This window comes from Stenotrophomonas sp. PvP093 (assembly GCF_017876915.1).
Lineage (GTDB): Bacteria > Pseudomonadota > Gammaproteobacteria > Xanthomonadales > Xanthomonadaceae > Stenotrophomonas > Stenotrophomonas muris.
Map to the genome: position 1 here is coordinate 3,817,756 of NZ_JAGIOX010000004.1, position 15,888 is coordinate 3,833,643.

Here is a 15,888-nt window from a genome sequence, read left to right on the forward strand (position 1 = left end):
CCTACCAACACCAACAGCGACAGCCGTTACCAACCGCCGCAGGAATCTGTCGGGGGTGGGGCGGTGTGGGTTGGCAGGACCGTTGGCGCCATGGATGGCGCCATCGAGCCCCCTTGGGTGAGGGCGCTTTGCTTGCGAAGCACTGCTTTGCAAGCGCCCGAACGCACAGCCGCCAGCGGCTGGGCCGGACCCCGGAGGGGGGTTTACGGCGTGTCCTGCCAACCCACACCGCCCCGCCCAGCAAGCAGAAGACCAGCGCCGCCTTGGCCTTTGACGTTGCTCCGGTTCGTAGCAGGTGCAGGGCTGCAAGCCCTGCCGAACCCCTAGAACGGAGTGGCGGACTCGAACGCGAGTGCCTCGCCCGTCACCGGGTGGGTGAACCGCAGGCTGCGCGCATGCAGATGCACGCGCTGCGCAGGCGCGGCGTCATACAGCACATCGCCAACGATGGGATGGCCGAGACTGGCCATGTGCAGGCGCAGTTGATGGCTGCGGCCAGTAACCGGCTCCAGCGCCACGCGCGTGCGCTGCGCTTCGGCATCACGCGCCATTACGCGCCAGCGCGTCAGCGCCGGCTTGCCGCGTTCGTGATCGATCATCTGCTTCGGCCGGTTTGGCCAGTCCACGATCAGTGGCAGGTCCACGTCGCCGGCATCGCCTTCAAGCAGCCCCTCCACGATCGCTTCATAACGCTTGCCGACCTGGCGCTGCTCGAACTGCATCGACAACGCCACCTGCATGTCCTTGCCGCGCGCATGCAGCAGCAGGCCGGAGGTCACCTGGTCCAGGCGGTGCACGGTCAACGCATCCGGGTACAGCGCCTGCAGGCGCGCGACCACGCAATCCTGGTTCTCGGCGCCGCGGCCGGGCACGGACAGCAGGCCGGCCGGCTTCTCGGCCACCAGCAGCGCGTCGTCGATGTAATGCAGGTGGATCATGCGGCTCCGTATCCGTCCAAACAGAAACGGGGAAGCCGAAGCTTCCCCGTTCTGCGTACCGACCAAGGTCGGTACCTACCTTGATGGAAATGTACCGACCAACGGTCGGTACCTACCTCGATGGGAATGTACCGACCAGCGGTCGACACCCACCTCGATGAAAGAGGTACCGGCTCGAGCCGGTACCGCCTGCATCAGCCCAGCAGGTGGGCAACGCCGGCGCGCTCTTCTTCCAGCTCGGCCAGGGTCTTGTCGATGTACTTCTGGCTGAAGTCGTCGATCGGCAGATCCTTCACCAGGGTGTACTTGCCGTTCTCGGTGGTCACTGCGAAGCCGAAGATCACGCCTTCCGGAATGCCGTAGGAACCGTCGGACGGCACGCCCATGGTGACCCACTTGCCGTTGCTGCCCAGCACCCAGTCACGCACGTGGTCGATGGCAGCGTTGGCGGCCGAAGCGGCCGAGGACGAGCCACGGGCTTCGATGATCGCCGCGCCGCGCTTGCCCACGGTCGGGATGAAGGTGTTGGCGTTCCATTCCTGGTCGTTGATCGCATCGGCGATCGACGCGCCATCGGCGGTGGCGAAACGGTAGTCCGGGTACATGGTCGGGCTGTGGTTGCCCCACACGACCAGCTTCTCCATGCCACCGACCGGCTTGCCGAGCTTGGTCGACAGCTGGCTCAGCGCGCGGTTGTGGTCCAGGCGCAGCATGGCGGTGAAGTTTTCCGGCTTCAGGTCCGGGGCCGACTTCATGGCGATGTAGGCATTGGTGTTGGCCGGGTTGCCGACCACCAGCACCTTCACGTCACGGCTGGCGACCTTGTTCAGCGCCGCGCCCTGGGCGGTGAAGATCTTGGCGTTTTCCAGCAGCAGGTCCTTGCGCTCCATGCCCGGGCCACGCGGACGTGCGCCAACCAGCAGGGCGATGTCGGCGTCCTTGAACGCGACTTCGGCATCATCGGTGCCGACCATGCCGGCCAGCAGCGGGAAGGCGCAGTCTTCCAGCTCCATCATCACGCCCTTCAGGGCGGCCTGGGCCTTGTCGACCGGCAGTTCCAGCAGCTGCAGGATGACCGGCTGGTCCTTGCCCAGCATTTCGCCGGAGGCGATGCGGAACAGCAGGGCATAACCGATCTGGCCGGCGGCGCCGGTCACGGCAACACGAACGGGTGCTTTCATGGGGGTTTCCTCTTGCTTGCAAGCGTTTGATGGGACGCCGCGGGCAGAGCCACGCAGGCCTGGCGGGCGGCGGGGAACAGGGAAACGGCCACCCGTGGGTGGCCGTTTCGAAGGGGGATCAGGCGGCGAGGTGCTTGTTCCACTCCGCGACGCGGTCGGCCTGGGCGGCCAGCACGGCGTCGACGTCGCCTTCCAGGGTAATCGAATGGATCACGTCGCCCTGCTTGACCGAATCGACGATCGCCTGGCCTTCCAGGACCTTGCCGAAGACGGTGTGGCGGCCGTCCAGCCAATCGGTCTTGATGTGGGTGATGAAGAACTGGCTGCCGTTGGTGTTCGGGCCGGCGTTGGCCATCGACAGCGAGCCGACCTCGTGCTTCACGCCATTCTTCTCGTCTTCGAACTTGTAGCCCGGGCCGCCGGTGCCACGACCCTGCGGGCAGCCGCCCTGGATCATGAAGTCGGCGATAACGCGGTGGAAGATCAGGCCGTCATAGAAGCCGTGCTTGACCAGGTTCACGAAGTTGGCCACGGTCAGCGGTGCCTTGTCGGCGAACAGCTCGACCTTGATCGGGCCCTGGGTGGTGTCGAAAGTGGCGATGAGGGACATGAAGATCCTTGATGCAAAGGGGAATGCGTCTAGCCACCTAGTTTACACCCGCCTCGTGTCGGCGGCGGCTTCGACCATTGGTGAAGCGCCCCGCTTCAGCCCCCGGACGGGGAGCCGCGCAGCCGGGTCCTGGCGGCCCCGGCCGGGGCGGCGGATGCCCAGCTGAATGGGCCCCGTGACAGGCGTGAAATCCACCTTTTCGCGAATCGTCAAGTTCGACGTATAATGTTGGACTTCTTTTTCCAAATCCGGCGCCGACTGGCCCCCTTTCGTATGTCCATCGAAAATCTTCGCAACATCGCCATCGTCGCCCACGTCGACCATGGCAAGACCACCCTGGTCGACCAGCTGCTGAAGCAGTCCGGCACCCTGTCCGAGCGTACCGTCCTCGCCGAGCGCGTGATGGACAGCAACGACCAGGAAAAGGAACGCGGCATCACCATCCTGGCCAAGAACACCGCCATCACCTGGGAAGACAAGAAGACCGGCATCAAGAACCGGATCAACATCGTCGACACCCCCGGCCACGCCGACTTCGGTGGCGAGGTCGAGCGCGTGCTGTCGATGGTCGACACCGTGCTGATCCTGGTCGATGCGATGGACGGCCCGATGCCGCAGACCCGCTTCGTCACCCAGAAGGCCTTCGCGATGGGCTTCAAGCCGATCGTCGTGGTCAACAAGATCGACCGTCCGGGCGCGCGTCCGGAATGGGTGATCGACCAGGTCTTCGACCTGTTCGACAAGCTCGGCGCCACCAATGAGCAGCTGGACTTCCCGATCGTCTACGCCTCGGCCCTGAACGGCTACGCCGGCCTGGAAGACACCGTGCGCGACGGCGACATGACCCCGCTGTACGAAGCAATCATGCAGCACGCCCCGCGTCCGGAAGTGGACCCGGACGGCCCGTTCCAGATGCGCATCAGCCAGCTGGACTACAACAACTTCGTGGGCGTGATCGGCATCGGCCGCATCCAGCGCGGCACCCTGAAGAAGAACATGCAGGTCGCCGTCATCGACCGTGAAGGCAAGAAGCGCAACGGCAAGGTCGCCCAGGTGCTGGGCTTCCTGGGCCTGGAGCGCATCGAGCAGGAGACGGCCGAGGCCGGTGACATCGTGGCCATCTCCGGCATTCCGGAGCTGACCATCTCCGACACCCTGTGCCACCCGGATACCCCCGAAGCCCTGCCGGCGCTGACCGTCGACGAGCCGACCATCTCGATGACCTTCCAGGTCAACAACTCGCCGTTCGCCGGCAACAAGGACCTGTCCGGTGGCAAGTTCCTGACCAGCCGCCAGATCAAGGACCGCCTGGACCGCGAGCAGGTCCACAACGTGGCACTGAAGGTCGAACAGCTGGAAGACGCCGACAAGTTCCTGGTCTCCGGCCGCGGCGAACTGCACCTGTCGGTGCTGATCGAGAACATGCGCCGTGAAGGCTACGAGCTGGCGGTGTCGCGCCCGGAAGTGATCATCAAGGAAATCGACGGCCAGATGATGGAGCCGATCGAGCAGCTGGTGGTGGACATCGAAGAAATCCACCAGGGCGGCGTGATGGAAAAGCTGGGTACCCGCAAGGGCCAGCTGAAGAACATGGAACCGGACGGCAAGGGCCGTGTGCGCCTGGAATACCAGATCCCGGCCCGTGGCCTGATCGGTTTCCAGAACGAGTTCAAGACCCTGACCCAGGGTTCGGGCCTGCTGTTCCACGTGTTCGACCATTACGGCCCGAAGGAACAGGGCGCGATCGCCAAGCGCATCAACGGCGTGATGATCGCCAATGCGCCGGGCGTCACTCCCGCCTACTCGCTGGGTCCGCTGCAGGAGCGCGGCAAGCTCTTCGCTGCCGAAGGCGACAACGTGTATGAAGGCCAGCTGGTCGGCATCCACTCCAAGGACAACGATCTGACCGTCAACGCGATCAAGACCAAGCCGCTGACCAACATGCGCGCTTCGGGCAAGGACGACGCGATCCAGCTGACCCCGGCGATCAAGTACTCGCTGGAACAGGCCCTGGACTTCATCGAAGACGACGAGCTGGTCGAGATCACCCCCAAGGAGATCCGTCTGCGCAAGAAGTTCCTGACCGAAAGCGACCGCAAGAAGGCTTCGCGCGGCGGCTGAGCCAGCACCCGTGGACCAGAGCGGCTACAACCCGGATCCGCACCGGCATCCGGGCCTCCACGTCATCGCCCTGCTCGAAGCGAGCAAGGCGATGCTGGCGCTGTTGGCCGCCACCGGGCTGGAAGTGCTCGGACCGCAGCCGCTGCGGCACGGCATCATGGTCCTGATCCGGCGTTTCAGCCTGGATCCGGACCATGGCACCCTGCCCTCGCTGCTGCACATGATCAGCCCCGACGCGGTCCACCTGGCCGCGGCGGGGATGATCGGCTACGGCCTGCTGCACCTGGTCGAAGCCTGGGGCCTGTGGCGGGCCAAGGCCTGGGCCTCCTGGCTGGGCTGCCTGACCGCCTCCCTGTACCTGCCTTTCGACATCTTCGCGATCATCCGCCATCCCGGCTGGCCATCGTGGACGATCCTGGCGATCAACCTGATCGTGGTCTACGTCCTCGCCCGCGACCTGCGCAAGCGCCACCGCTGAGCACCGGCTACACTGGGGATTGGAGCCGACCAAGCCGCCCCATGCGCCCGTCCTTGCCGCCTCTGCTGACCTGCCTGCTTGCCGCGCTGCCTGCGCTGCTTTCGGCTGGCTGCAGCCCGGCCGCGTCCAGCGCGCATGCGGCCGAACCCGCGAGCCGCAACGTGCCGTTCCCGTACGCCGAAACCGATGTCACCGACCTGCAGGCGCGGATGAGCGCCGGTGAGCTGGACAGCACCACCCTGACCCAGGCCTACCTGCAGCGCATCGCCACCCTGGACCGCACCGGGCCGCGCCTGCGCGCGGTGATCGAGCTCAACCCGGATGCACTGAAGGAAGCCGCTGCGCGCGACCGCGAGCGCCGTGATGGACGCCTGCGCGGCCCGCTGCACGGCATTCCGGTACTGCTGAAGGACAACATCAACGCCGCCCCGATGGCCACCAGCGCCGGCTCGCTGGCCCTGCAGGGGTTCCGCCCGGACGACGCCTACCTGGTGCGCCGGCTGCGCGACGCCGGCGCGGTGGTGCTGGGCAAGACCAATCTCAGCGAGTGGGCCAATTTCCGCGGCAACGATTCGGTGTCCGGCTGGAGCGCGCGCGGCGGCCAGACCCGCAATCCCTATCGCCTCAGCCACTCGCCCTGCGGCTCCAGCAGCGGCAGCGCGGTGGCGGTCGCCGCCAACCTGGCCAGCGTGGCGATCGGCACCGAAACCGACGGCAGCATCGTCTGCCCTGCGGCGGTCAATGGCATCGTCGGCCTCAAGCCGACCGTCGGCCTGGTCAGCCGCGAGGGCATCATCCCGATTTCCTTCAGCCAGGACACCGCAGGACCGATGACCCGCAGCGTCGCCGACGCTGCAGCCGTGCTGACCGCTGTCGCCGGCCGCGACGATGCCGACCCGGCCACGGCGACCATGCCTGGCCGCGCGGTGTACGACTACACCGCGCGCCTGGACCCGCAGGGCCTGCGTGGCAAGCGCATCGGCCTGCTGCAGACACCGCTGCTGAAATACCGCGGCATGCCGCCGCTGATCGAACAGGCGGCCACCGAGCTGCGCCGGGCGGGTGCCTTCGTGGTGCCGGTGGAGCTGCCCAACCAGGGCGCCTGGGCCGAGGCGGAACGCACGGTGCTGCTGTACGAATTCAAGGCCGGGCTGGAGCGCTACTTCAGCACCCATCGCGCGCCACTACGCAGCCTGGCCGACCTGATCGCCTTCAACCAGGCGCACAGCAAGCAGGAGCTGGGCCTGTTCGGCCAGGAACTGCTGGTGGCGGCCGACGCTACCGCCGGCCTGGCCGACCCCGCCTATATCCGTGCACGCAGCGATGCGCGCCGGCTGGCCGGCGCGGAAGGCATCGACGCCGCCCTCGCCGCCCACCAGCTCGATGCCCTGGTGGCGCCGACCACCGGTGTGGCGTGGCCGATCCGCAGCGAAGGCGACGACTTCCCTGGCGAGAGCTACAGCGCCGCCGCCGTCGCCGGCTATCCCAGCCTCAGCGTGCCGATGGGCCAGATCAATGGCCTGCCGGTCGGCCTGCTGTTCATGGGCACCGCCTGGAGCGAACCGAAGCTGATCGAAATGGCCTACGCCTACGAACAGCGCACCCGCGCGCGACGCCCGCCGCACTTCGACACCGACACCCTGATCGACGCCGGCGAGCCGTGAGCTCCGGTAACGCCGCGAAATCCTGCTTGCGGTAGTGCCGGCCGCTGGCCGGCAGAACCGAGCTCGCCGGCCAGCGGCCGGCGCTACCGCTCGGGCTCCAGCTCCACCGGCACGATCGCCGCCTCACCGTCTTCAGCCCCCGGCGAACGCACATCCGCAGTGCGCGCACGTGGACCGCGCGGCATGTCCAGTTCGTCTGCATGCTGCAGCCGCGCACGCACCTGCGGCAGCGACTGTGGATGCTCGCGCGCGAGGAAATCGAGCATGCGTTCGCGCACCAGGCAGCGCAGATCGAAGGCATCACCGGAGCTGCGCGCACTGACCAGCAGGCGCACCTGGATCGCGCGCTCGCTGGTCTCGGTCACCTGGGTCACGCAGACCCGGCCATCCCACAGCGCTTCACCGCGGCAGATGCGTTCCAGCTCGGCACGGATCGCTGCCACCGGGGCACGATAGTCCAGCCACAGGAACGCGGTGCCGAGCAGGTCGGCGCTGCGCCGCGTCCAGTTCTGGAAGGGGTTCTCGATGAACCAGGTCAGCGGCACCACCATTCGCCGCTCATCCCAGATGCGCACCACCACATAGCTGCTGCCGATCTCCTCGATGCGCCCCCACTCGCCTTCGACGATCACCACATCATCCAGCCGGATCGGCTGCGTCACTGCGATCTGCAGGCCGGCGATCAGATTGCCGAACACGGGCTTTGCGGCGATACCGGCCACCAGGCCGATCAGGCCCGCCGAGGCCAGCAGCGCGGTGCCGATCTTCTGCACCATGGGGAAGGTCAGCAGCACCAGCGACGCGCCCAGCACGATGATGCCGCCCATCAGCACGCGGCTGAGCACCCGCGTCTGGGTCTGGATGCGGCGCGCCTCCAGGTTGTCGGAGACATCGATGGGATGGCTGCGCAGGATGGCACGTTCGCCCGCCGCCACCGCCCGCACCAGCAGCCAGATGAAGCACGCGGTCAGCGCGATATGCAGCACCCGTTGCAGGTTGCCCAGAACGGGATCCTGCAGCGGCGTGGCCTGCAATGCAGGGATCAACAGCAGCAGCGGCCATGCGGTGGCCATCGGCAGCCCGAGCACACGCCCGATACGCGCGCGCCGACGATCGCGCCCCTTCAGCCGATGGTAGATCCACAGGATCAGCCACGCGCCGATGCCGCCCACCACTACGGCCAATCCCAACGGCCATGCGTATGCCTGTGCGCTTTGCCAGTGCACCGTTGCCACCTCCACTCGAACAGCCAAGTGGACAGACTCGCGCATGGCGCATGAGCGCCACGTCAGTCGTTCGTAAGCAGCGTGTTGGTCGGCAGGGCTTGCAGCCCTGCACCTGCGGTAGTGCCGGCCGCTGGCCGGCAACCTCAACAGCAACACAAACAGCGTGCATTCCGAGGGATGGCGGGGTCGGTCCGGTTGCGGGAGACGCCGTGAACCCCCCTCCGGGGTCCGGCCCAGCCGCTGGCGGCTGGGCCGGACCCCGGAGGGGGGTTCACGGCGTGTCCTGCCCGCCCACATCGCCCCGCCATCCCACGGAATGCATGCTGTTGCCGTTGCTTAGGCCGTTGCCGTTGCCGTTGCCGTTGCCGTTGCGTCAGCAGGTGCAGGGCTGCAAGCCCTGCCGCAACGCCCTTACCGCACCTGCTCCTGCTTGCGCACGATCGCCATCGCGATCTCCAGCGACTGCTCGTAGTTCAACCGCGGATCCACGGTCGAACGATACGCGCGTTCCAGGTCGCGCTCGGTCAGTTCGCGCGCGCCACCGGTGCATTCGGTCACGTCTTCGCCCGTCAGTTCCAGGTGCACACCGCCCAGTCGCGTGCCTGCGGCCGCATGCAGATCGAACGACATCTCCACTTCGCCACGCACGTTGTCGAAGCGGCGCGTCTTGAAGCCATTGGCGGTGCTCTCGGTATTGCCATGCATCGCGTCACACACCCACAGCACGCGACGGCCATCGCGCTTGACCGCATCCAGCAGCGGCGGCAGCTTATCGGCAATCTGCGCTGCCCCCATGCGGTGGATGAAGCTCAGTCGCCCTGGCTCGTCATGCGGGTTGAGCACATCGATCAGGCGCAGCAGCTGGTCCGGCGTCACCGACGGGCCGACCTTGATCGCAATCGGATTGCGCACGCCACGCAGGTATTCCACGTGCGCGCCGTCAAGCGCGGCGGTGCGCATGCCGATCCACGGGTAATGCGTGCTCAGGTTCAACCAGCCCTGCTGGCGCGGCACCTGCCGGGTCAGCGCCTGCTCGTAGGGCAGCAGCAGCGCTTCATGCGAGGTGTAGAAGTCGATGCGGTTGAGGTTGTGCACGCGGGCCCCGGCCAGGGTTTCCATGAAGTGCACTGCATCGCCGATCGACGCCACCATCTTCTGGTACTCGGCGGCCAGCGGCGAATGCCGCACCCACTCCAGGTTCCAGTACTCCGGATGATGCAGGTCGGCGAAGCCGCCATCGATCAGCGCACGCACGAAGTTCATGGTCATCGCCGAATGCGCATGCGCCTGCAGCATCCGCTTCGGATCCGGCAGGCGCGCCGCCTCGGTGAACGCCGGCGCATTGATCACATCGCCGCGGTAGCTGGGCAGGGTCACGCCGTCGCGGGTCTCGGTATCGGCCGAACGCGGCTTGGCGTACTGGCCGGCAAAGCGCCCGACGCGGATCACCGGCTGGCGAAGGCCATGCACCAGCACCAGGCTCATCTGCAGCAGCACTTTCAACCGGTTGGAAATCGTGCCCGATTCGCAGTCGCTGAAGTTCTCGGCGCAGTCGCCGCCCTGCAGCAGGAAACGCTTGCCTTCCTGGGCCTCGGCCAACTGTTGCTTCAGCGCCAGGATCTCCCACGAAGTGACCAGCGGCGGTAGCCGCTTCAGTTCGTGCAGGGCGGCGTCCAGCGCCACCGGGTCCGGGTAGGTCGGCATCTGCAGCGCGGTCTTGCCGCGCCAGCTCTCCGGCGACCAGGCAGCGCCAGCGGCGGTCGCGGCAGGATCGAGGACGGGCGGAACGGCGGACAGGCTCATTGCAGACTTCCGGGGAGGGGGGCGGTCATGGTCGCAGAGCCAGCCGCTGGCGCAAAGGGCTGGGCACGCCCTGCACATGACTGAACGCCGGGGAAAGGGCATCGCGATCGGCCAGAAACCGCACGGCCACGGCCGCCCGGACAGGCGCATGATTCGCCACGCACTGTTACGAAGTAACACTCCGTCCCCGTCGGCCCCTTCCACAGCCTATCTGCCATGAAGCCCTCCCTGCTCGCTACCGGCATTACCTTCGCCCTGACCCTGGCCAGTCTGCCCACCCTCGCTATGGCCGCCGATGCCGCCGCTCCCGTGAAGGACCTCGACACGGTCACTGTCAGCGCCCAGCTCGATCAGGCCCGCAATGCGCTGTCGCCGGACATCGGCAGCAGCCAGTACCAGATCACCGCCGAGGACATCCAGAAGCAGCCGCTGGGTGCCTCCGCGCCGCTCAGCCAGGTGCTGCTGCAGGCTCCGGGCGTGGTCCAGGATTCCTACGGTGGCGTGCACGTGCGCGGCGACCACGCGAACCTGCAGTACCGCATCAACGGCGTACTGCTGCCCGAATCGATCTCCGGCTTCGGCCAGACCCTGGATGCCCGCACCATCAAGAGCATCCGCCTGATGGACGGGGCGCTGCCGGCGCAGTTCGGCGAGCGCACCGCTGCGGTGGTCGACATCACCACCCGCAGCGGCGCCGAGCTCGGCAATGGCGGCAGCGCCGGTCTGACCGCAGGCTCGTTCGGCAAGATCAATCCGAATGCCTCTTGGTGGGGCAATCAAGGACGCTGGAGCTGGTTCCTGACCGGCAACTACGACCAGAACGAGGTCGGCCTGGAGAACCCGACCCGCTCGCGCAAGCCGCTGCACGACGACACGCACCAGGGCAAAGCCTTCGCCGACCTGACCTACCTGGTCAACGAGAACACCCGCCTGAGCGTGTTCGCCGGCTTTGCCAACAATCGCTTCCAGATCCCGGTCAATCCCGGGCAGACCCCGCAGTTCGGTTACCTGGACACGACCACCTTCGACTCCAGCCAGCTGGATGAAACCCAGCGCGAGACCACCCGCTTCGGCATGCTGGTGCTGCAGGGCACGCTGGGCGGCACCGCCTACCAGTTGTCCGCCGGGCAGCGCTACAGCGACGTGGCGTTCAACCCGGATGTCATCGGCGATCTGGTATTCAGTGGCGTCGCCTCCCAGGTCCAGCGCAGCAACCGCGCCAACACGCTGCAGGCCGACTTCTCCACCCCGCTGGGCAACGACCACACGCTGCGCTACGGCCTGTACGGCAACTACGAGAATGCGCGCGCCAGCAACAACAGCTGGGTGTTCCCGGTCGATGGCGCCGGCCAGCAATCCAGCACCACGCCACTGCTGATTCCAGACCGCAGCGCCTTCCACGCCAGCACGCTGGCGGTGTACGTGCAGGATGAGTGGAAGATCGGCGACGACTGGACAGTGAACTACGGCCTGCGTGGTGATCGCTACAAGGCCTTCGGCCGTACCGAGGGCCAGCTCAGCCCCCGCGTGGGCGCGGTCTGGAATGCCAGCGACAGCACCACCGTGCATGCCGGCTATTCGCGTTACTTCACGCCACCGGCCAGTGAGCTGATCGCCAGCAGCGATATCGCCCTGTACGACGGCACCACCAACCAGCAGCCGAGCGGCGGCAACAACATTCCGCTGGCCGAACGCAGCGACTATTACGACATCGGCGTCTCGCAGCAGCTGGGTGAACACCTGACCCTGGGCCTGGACGCGTACGACCGCCGCGTCGCGCGCCTGCAGGACGAAGGCCAGTTCGGCGCCGCCTACATCTACTCGACGTTCAACTACCGCCGCGGCCATATCCGTGGGCTGGAGTTCAGTGCCGACTACAGCAACGGTCCGTTCAGCGCTTACTTCAACGCGGCGTACAACAAGGCCATCGGCACCCAGGTCATCACCAGCCAGTACAACCTCGATCCGGACGCGCTGGCCTATGTGGCCGACCACTGGATCCACCTGGACCACGACCAGAAGCTGACGTCGTCGGGGGGCTTCAGCTACGCCTTCGCCGGGCACAACCGGGTCGGTGCCAACTACGTGTTCGGCAGCGGCCTGCGTTCGGATATCGAGGGCGTGCCCAACGGCGGCGAGCTGCCGTCCTACCTGCAGGTGAACCTCAGCGCCGGGCATGATTTCAATGCCGACAGCGGCCATCCGCTGCACGTGCAGCTGGCCGTGATCAACGCATTGGATCGCAGCTACCAGCTGCGCGATGGCGGCGGTGTCGGCGTGTTCGCCCCGCAATGGGGACCGCGCCGCGGCGCCTACCTGAGCCTGCAGCAGGACTTCTGACGAGACAGGGGTCGGATCCCTTTCCGCAGGAAAGGGCTCTGACCCCGCACCGGGAATGGAGTCAGAGCCCTTTGCGATGCAAAGGGATCCGACCCCATCCTGCTTCAGCGCTTGACCTTGCGCAGCGACACCACCAGTGCCCACAGCGCCAGCAGCACGAACCACACGCCCGACCACATCGGCATGGTCAGGCCCAGGAACGTCCAGTCGATGTTGCCGCAGTTGCCGGTACCGGTCAGCACCGTGCGGAACACTTCCAGCGGCCCCATGGTCTCGCGCAGGAAGCTCAGCGGCGGGCCACAGGTCGCGCCCATCTCCGGCGGCAGCATCTGCACGTAGACGTGGCGCGCAGCGATGCCCACGCCGACGGCCGCCGCGATGAAGGCGAGCACGCCGTAGGTGGCGCGGCCGGGACGGTTGGACGGCCCGTGCAGCGCACCGATCAGGAACAACAAGCCCAGCGCGGCAAAAGCCAGGCGCTGGAAGATGCACAGCGGGCACGGCTCCAGGCCCATCTTCAGCTGCAGGAAGATCGCGTAGCCGAGCAGGCCCGCGCAGATCAGGAAGCCCAGGAAGAACTGGGCGCGGAAGGGCCAGCGCAGTGGATTCATCGTCAACGCTCGAATGGATCAAGGCGCCAAGCGTAACCGAGAGCGCGCCCCATTCGAACCGCCACAGGTGACGCCTGTCGGAACGGTGCGGGTCAGATCCCTTTGCGAATGCAAAGGGATCTGACCTGCGGTGCTGCCCGCTCGGGGTCAGAGCCCTTTCCTGCGGAAAGGGATCCGACCCCTGGAAACGCAAAAGCCCGGCAGGCGCCGGGCTTTCGCTGTGTCGCGTTGGAGCGGTCCGATTACTCGGCCACTTCCTCGGCCACGACCGGACGGTCAACCAGCTCGACGTAGGCCATCGGTGCATTGTCGCCGGCGCGGAAACCGCACTTCAGCAGGCGCAGGTAGCCGCCCGGACGGTTCGCGTAGCGCGGGCCCAGGATCGTGAACAGGTTGCCCACGGCTTCGTTGTCGCGCAGGCGGGCGAAGGCCAGACGGCGGTTGGCGACCGAGTCGACCTTGGCCAGGGTGATCAGCGGCTCGGCAACGCGGCGCAGTTCCTTGGCCTTCGGCAGGGTGGTCTTGATCAGCTCGTGCTTGAACAGCGAGGCGGCCATGTTCTTGAACATCGCTTCGCGGTGGGCGCTGGTGCGGCTGAACTTACGGCCAGACTTCTGGTGACGCATGGTGATATTCCTTGGTTAATGATGCGGCTGTGTGGATCGTTGTCGCCATCCTGGCGTTACTGCGCGGACTGCGGTTGGTCCTGGCCGCCCGTCCTGGACGACCTGCCCGCGAACCTGTGGTTCGTCGTGGCATGGTGTGTTGCGTTGAAGGCTCCACCGCAAGCGGTGGAGCCTCCAGGCATTACCGATATCAGCCCAGCATGCCGTGGCTGGCGACGCCGGCCGGCGGCCAGTTCTCCAGCTTCATGCCGAGGGACAGGCCGCGCTGAGCCAGCACTTCCTTGATTTCGGTGAGCGACTTCTTGCCCAGGTTCGGGGTCTTCAGCAGCTCCACTTCGGTCTTCTGGATCAGATCGCCGATGTAGTAGATGCTTTCAGCCTTCAGGCAGTTGGCCGAACGCACGGTCAGCTCCAGATCGTCGATCGGGCGCAGCAGCACCGGATCCACGCCGTTGTTGGCCGGCTTGGCCGCACCGCGGTCGCGGTGGGTGAAGTCACCGAACACCGACAGCTGGTCGCTGAGGATGTCGGCGGCGGTGCGCACGGCTTCCTCGGCATCGATGGTGCCGTTGGTCTCGATATCGATGACCAGCTTGTCCAGGTCGGTACGCTGTTCGACACGCGCCGCTTCCACGGCGTAGGCGACACGGCGGACCGGCGAGAACGAGGCATCCAGGACCAGGCGGCCGATGGCACGGGTTTCTTCGTCCGGACGACGACGCGCGGCAGCCGGCTGGTAGCCGAAACCACGTTCGATCTTCAGACGCATGTTGATCGCCGTATCCTTGGTCAGGTGGCAGATCACATGGTCGCCGTTCAGGATCTCCACATTGTGGTCGACCTTGATGTCGGCAGCGGTGACAACGCCCGGGCCCTGCTTGGACAGGGACAGGGTGGCGCTGTCGCCGGAGTGCATACGGATGGCCACGTCCTTCAGGTTCAGCAGGACTTCGAGCACGTCCTCCTGCAGACCTTCGACCGTGGTGTACTCATGCAACACGCCGTCGATTTCGACTTCCGTGATGGCGAAGCCCGGGATGGACGACAGCAGCACGCGACGCAGGGCATTACCCAGCGTATGCCCGTAACCCCGCTCCAAAGGTTCGATAACGACCTTTGCACGGGTGTCGGTAAGGCGTTCGATCTGCGGACCGCGAGGACGCAGAACCTGGTTGGCGGTAACCGTCATGTTGCGGGTTCTCCTAGTGAACCCCCGGCCGTCGCCGGGGGCTCTCCAATGTGAATTACTTCGAATACAGCTCGACGATCAGCGCTTCGTTGATGTCCGCAGGCAGATCCGAACGATCCGGAACAGCCTTGAAGATGCCGGTGAACTTCCCGGAATCCACTTCAACCCACGACGGGCTCAGGTCATGCTGGGCGGCGACGGTCAGGGCTTCCTGGACGCGCAGCTGCTTGGCAGCCTTTTCAGACAGGGCGATGGCGTCGCCAGCCTTGACCTGGTACGAAGCCAGGTTGACCGACTTGCCATTCACGGTGACGCCGCGGTGCGACACCAGCTGACGGGCAGCCGGACGGGTCACGGCGAAGCCCATGCGGTAGACGACGTTGTCCAGGCGGGTTTCCAGCAGCTGCAGCAGGTTCTCGCCGGTGTTGCCCTTCTTGGTCGAGGCCTTCTTGTAGTAGTTGCGGAACTGACGCTCCAGCAGGCCGTAGATACGCTTGACCTTCTGCTTTTCACGCAGCTGGGTGGCGTAGTCGGACAGCTTGCCCTTGCGGGCAGTGGCGCCGTGCTGGCCGGGCTTCTGCTCCAGCTTGCACTTCGAGTCCAGCGCACGCGCCGGGCTCTTCAGGGACAGGTCGGCGCCTTCGCGGCGGGCGAGCTTACAGGTAGGACCGATATAACGAGCCATTTCTTATCGCTCCCTTTAGACGCGACGCTTCTTCGGCGGACGGCACCCGTTGTGCGGGATAGGCGTCACGTCGATGATGTTGGTGATCTTGTAGCCGACGTTGTTCAACGAACGCACGGCCGACTCACGGCCCGGACCCGGGCCCTTGATGCGGACTTCCAGCGACTTCACGCCGTAGTCCAGCGCAGCACGACCGGCCTTTTCAGCAGCCACCTGGGCAGCGAACGGGGTCGACTTGCGCGAACCGCGGAAGCCAGCGCCACCGGAGGTCGCCCACGACAGAGCATTGCCCTGGCGGTCGGTGATGGTGACGATGGTGTTGTTGAACGAAGCGTGGACGTGGGCAACGCCGTCGGTGACGACGCGCTTGATCTTCTTCTTGGTCTTAGCAGCGGGCTTAGCCATTTCTCAGTCCC

The 15,888-nt window shown here is 66.1% G+C and carries 14 protein-coding genes; 4 read left to right on the forward strand and 10 right to left on the reverse strand.

Annotation, left to right across the window (positions count from 1 at the left end):
- Positions 1-323: 323 nt before the first annotated feature.
- From J3A72_RS20510 to J3A72_RS20520, 3 genes are all read right to left on the reverse strand, one after another.
- On the reverse strand, positions 324-938 hold the full coding sequence (locus J3A72_RS20510) for an RluA family pseudouridine synthase (RefSeq protein ID WP_032955877.1): 615 nt from the start codon (positions 936-938) through the stop codon (positions 324-326).
- 194 nt (positions 939-1,132) lie between these two features.
- Positions 1,133-2,119 carry a malate dehydrogenase gene (locus tag J3A72_RS20515; RefSeq protein WP_004153634.1) on the reverse strand — a complete coding sequence of 329 codons (987 nt, stop codon included), beginning with the start codon at positions 2,117-2,119 and terminating at the stop codon, positions 1,133-1,135.
- Between the two features lie 118 nt (positions 2,120-2,237).
- On the reverse strand, positions 2,238-2,729 hold the full coding sequence (locus J3A72_RS20520; RefSeq protein WP_005408225.1) for a peptidylprolyl isomerase: 492 nt from the start codon (positions 2,727-2,729) through the stop codon (positions 2,238-2,240).
- Between the two features lie 273 nt (positions 2,730-3,002).
- Between J3A72_RS20520 and typA the strand changes: the two genes are divergently transcribed.
- From typA to J3A72_RS20535, 3 genes are read left to right on the forward strand one after another with little or no spacing between them, the layout of a single operon-like run.
- The gene (gene typA, locus J3A72_RS20525) at positions 3,003-4,850 is read left to right on the forward strand and encodes a translational GTPase TypA (RefSeq protein WP_014646062.1); all 1,848 of its coding nucleotides are present in this window, start codon (positions 3,003-3,005) and stop codon (positions 4,848-4,850) included.
- 10 nt (positions 4,851-4,860) lie between these two features.
- The gene (locus tag J3A72_RS20530) at positions 4,861-5,328 is read left to right on the forward strand and encodes a DUF2127 domain-containing protein (protein ID WP_032955872.1); all 468 of its coding nucleotides are present in this window, start codon (positions 4,861-4,863) and stop codon (positions 5,326-5,328) included.
- Positions 5,329-5,369: 41 nt separating this feature from the next.
- Entirely contained in the window at positions 5,370-6,992 is a 1,623-nt protein-coding gene (locus J3A72_RS20535; protein WP_075076719.1) for an amidase, read from the forward strand.
- Between the two features lie 83 nt (positions 6,993-7,075).
- On the opposite strand, the gene J3A72_RS20540 is transcribed toward J3A72_RS20535, so the two are convergent.
- Together J3A72_RS20540 and J3A72_RS20545 are read right to left on the reverse strand one after the other, a co-directional pair.
- Positions 7,076-8,263, reverse strand: coding sequence for a mechanosensitive ion channel family protein (locus tag J3A72_RS20540; protein ID WP_219634425.1), 1,188 nt, complete (start codon positions 8,261-8,263; stop codon positions 7,076-7,078).
- A 366-nt stretch (positions 8,264-8,629) separates the two neighbouring features.
- The gene (locus J3A72_RS20545) at positions 8,630-10,021 is read right to left on the reverse strand and encodes a 3-deoxy-7-phosphoheptulonate synthase class II (protein ID WP_014646058.1); all 1,392 of its coding nucleotides are present in this window, start codon (positions 10,019-10,021) and stop codon (positions 8,630-8,632) included.
- A 216-nt stretch (positions 10,022-10,237) separates the two neighbouring features.
- On the opposite strand from J3A72_RS20545, the gene J3A72_RS20550 reads away from it, so the two are divergent.
- Positions 10,238-12,361, forward strand: coding sequence for a TonB-dependent receptor (locus J3A72_RS20550; protein ID WP_075076720.1), 2,124 nt, complete (start codon positions 10,238-10,240; stop codon positions 12,359-12,361).
- A 104-nt stretch (positions 12,362-12,465) separates the two neighbouring features.
- On the opposite strand, the gene J3A72_RS20555 is transcribed toward J3A72_RS20550, so the two are convergent.
- The 5 genes from J3A72_RS20555 to rpsK form a co-directional block, all read right to left on the reverse strand.
- Positions 12,466-12,972 carry a disulfide bond formation protein B gene (locus J3A72_RS20555; RefSeq protein ID WP_005415421.1) on the reverse strand — a complete coding sequence of 169 codons (507 nt, stop codon included), beginning with the start codon at positions 12,970-12,972 and terminating at the stop codon, positions 12,466-12,468.
- A 242-nt stretch (positions 12,973-13,214) separates the two neighbouring features.
- Positions 13,215-13,598 (reverse strand): 50S ribosomal protein L17, encoded by a 384-nt coding sequence (gene rplQ / locus J3A72_RS20560; protein WP_005408217.1) that lies wholly within the window; start codon positions 13,596-13,598, stop codon positions 13,215-13,217.
- Between the two features lie 190 nt (positions 13,599-13,788).
- The gene (gene rpoA / locus J3A72_RS20565) at positions 13,789-14,787 is read right to left on the reverse strand and encodes a DNA-directed RNA polymerase subunit alpha (protein WP_005408216.1); all 999 of its coding nucleotides are present in this window, start codon (positions 14,785-14,787) and stop codon (positions 13,789-13,791) included.
- Between the two features lie 55 nt (positions 14,788-14,842).
- Positions 14,843-15,472 carry a 30S ribosomal protein S4 gene (gene rpsD / locus J3A72_RS20570; RefSeq protein ID WP_004145446.1) on the reverse strand — a complete coding sequence of 210 codons (630 nt, stop codon included), beginning with the start codon at positions 15,470-15,472 and terminating at the stop codon, positions 14,843-14,845.
- A gap of 15 nt (positions 15,473-15,487) precedes the next feature.
- Complete coding sequence (rpsK, locus tag J3A72_RS20575; RefSeq protein WP_004145443.1) at positions 15,488-15,877, reverse strand: 30S ribosomal protein S11; 390 nt, start codon at positions 15,875-15,877, stop codon at positions 15,488-15,490.
- Positions 15,878-15,888: the final 11 nt, after the last annotated feature.

What these genes read in the sequence shown, in the direction of transcription:
- J3A72_RS20510 (WP_032955877.1), bottom strand. Translation starts at nt 938, where the DNA reads ATGATCCACCTGCATTACATCGACGACGCGCTGCTGGTGGCCGAGAAG.
- J3A72_RS20515 (WP_004153634.1), bottom strand. Translation starts at nt 2,119, where the DNA reads ATGAAAGCACCCGTTCGTGTTGCCGTGACCGGCGCCGCCGGCCAGATC.
- J3A72_RS20520 (WP_005408225.1), bottom strand. Translation starts at nt 2,729, where the DNA reads ATGTCCCTCATCGCCACTTTCGACACCACCCAGGGCCCGATCAAGGTC.
- typA (WP_014646062.1), top strand. Translation starts at nt 3,003, where the DNA reads ATGTCCATCGAAAATCTTCGCAACATCGCCATCGTCGCCCACGTCGAC.
- J3A72_RS20535 (WP_075076719.1), top strand. Translation starts at nt 5,370, where the DNA reads ATGCGCCCGTCCTTGCCGCCTCTGCTGACCTGCCTGCTTGCCGCGCTG.
- J3A72_RS20540 (WP_219634425.1), bottom strand. Translation starts at nt 8,263, where the DNA reads ATGCGCGAGTCTGTCCACTTGGCTGTTCGAGTGGAGGTGGCAACGGTG.
- J3A72_RS20545 (WP_014646058.1), bottom strand. Translation starts at nt 10,021, where the DNA reads ATGAGCCTGTCCGCCGTTCCGCCCGTCCTCGATCCTGCCGCGACCGCC.
- J3A72_RS20550 (WP_075076720.1), top strand. Translation starts at nt 10,238, where the DNA reads ATGAAGCCCTCCCTGCTCGCTACCGGCATTACCTTCGCCCTGACCCTG.
- J3A72_RS20555 (WP_005415421.1), bottom strand. Translation starts at nt 12,972, where the DNA reads ATGAATCCACTGCGCTGGCCCTTCCGCGCCCAGTTCTTCCTGGGCTTC.
- rplQ (WP_005408217.1), bottom strand. Translation starts at nt 13,598, where the DNA reads ATGCGTCACCAGAAGTCTGGCCGTAAGTTCAGCCGCACCAGCGCCCAC.
- rpoA (WP_005408216.1), bottom strand. Translation starts at nt 14,787, where the DNA reads ATGACGGTTACCGCCAACCAGGTTCTGCGTCCTCGCGGTCCGCAGATC.
- rpsD (WP_004145446.1), bottom strand. Translation starts at nt 15,472, where the DNA reads ATGGCTCGTTATATCGGTCCTACCTGTAAGCTCGCCCGCCGCGAAGGC.
- rpsK (WP_004145443.1), bottom strand. Translation starts at nt 15,877, where the DNA reads ATGGCTAAGCCCGCTGCTAAGACCAAGAAGAAGATCAAGCGCGTCGTC.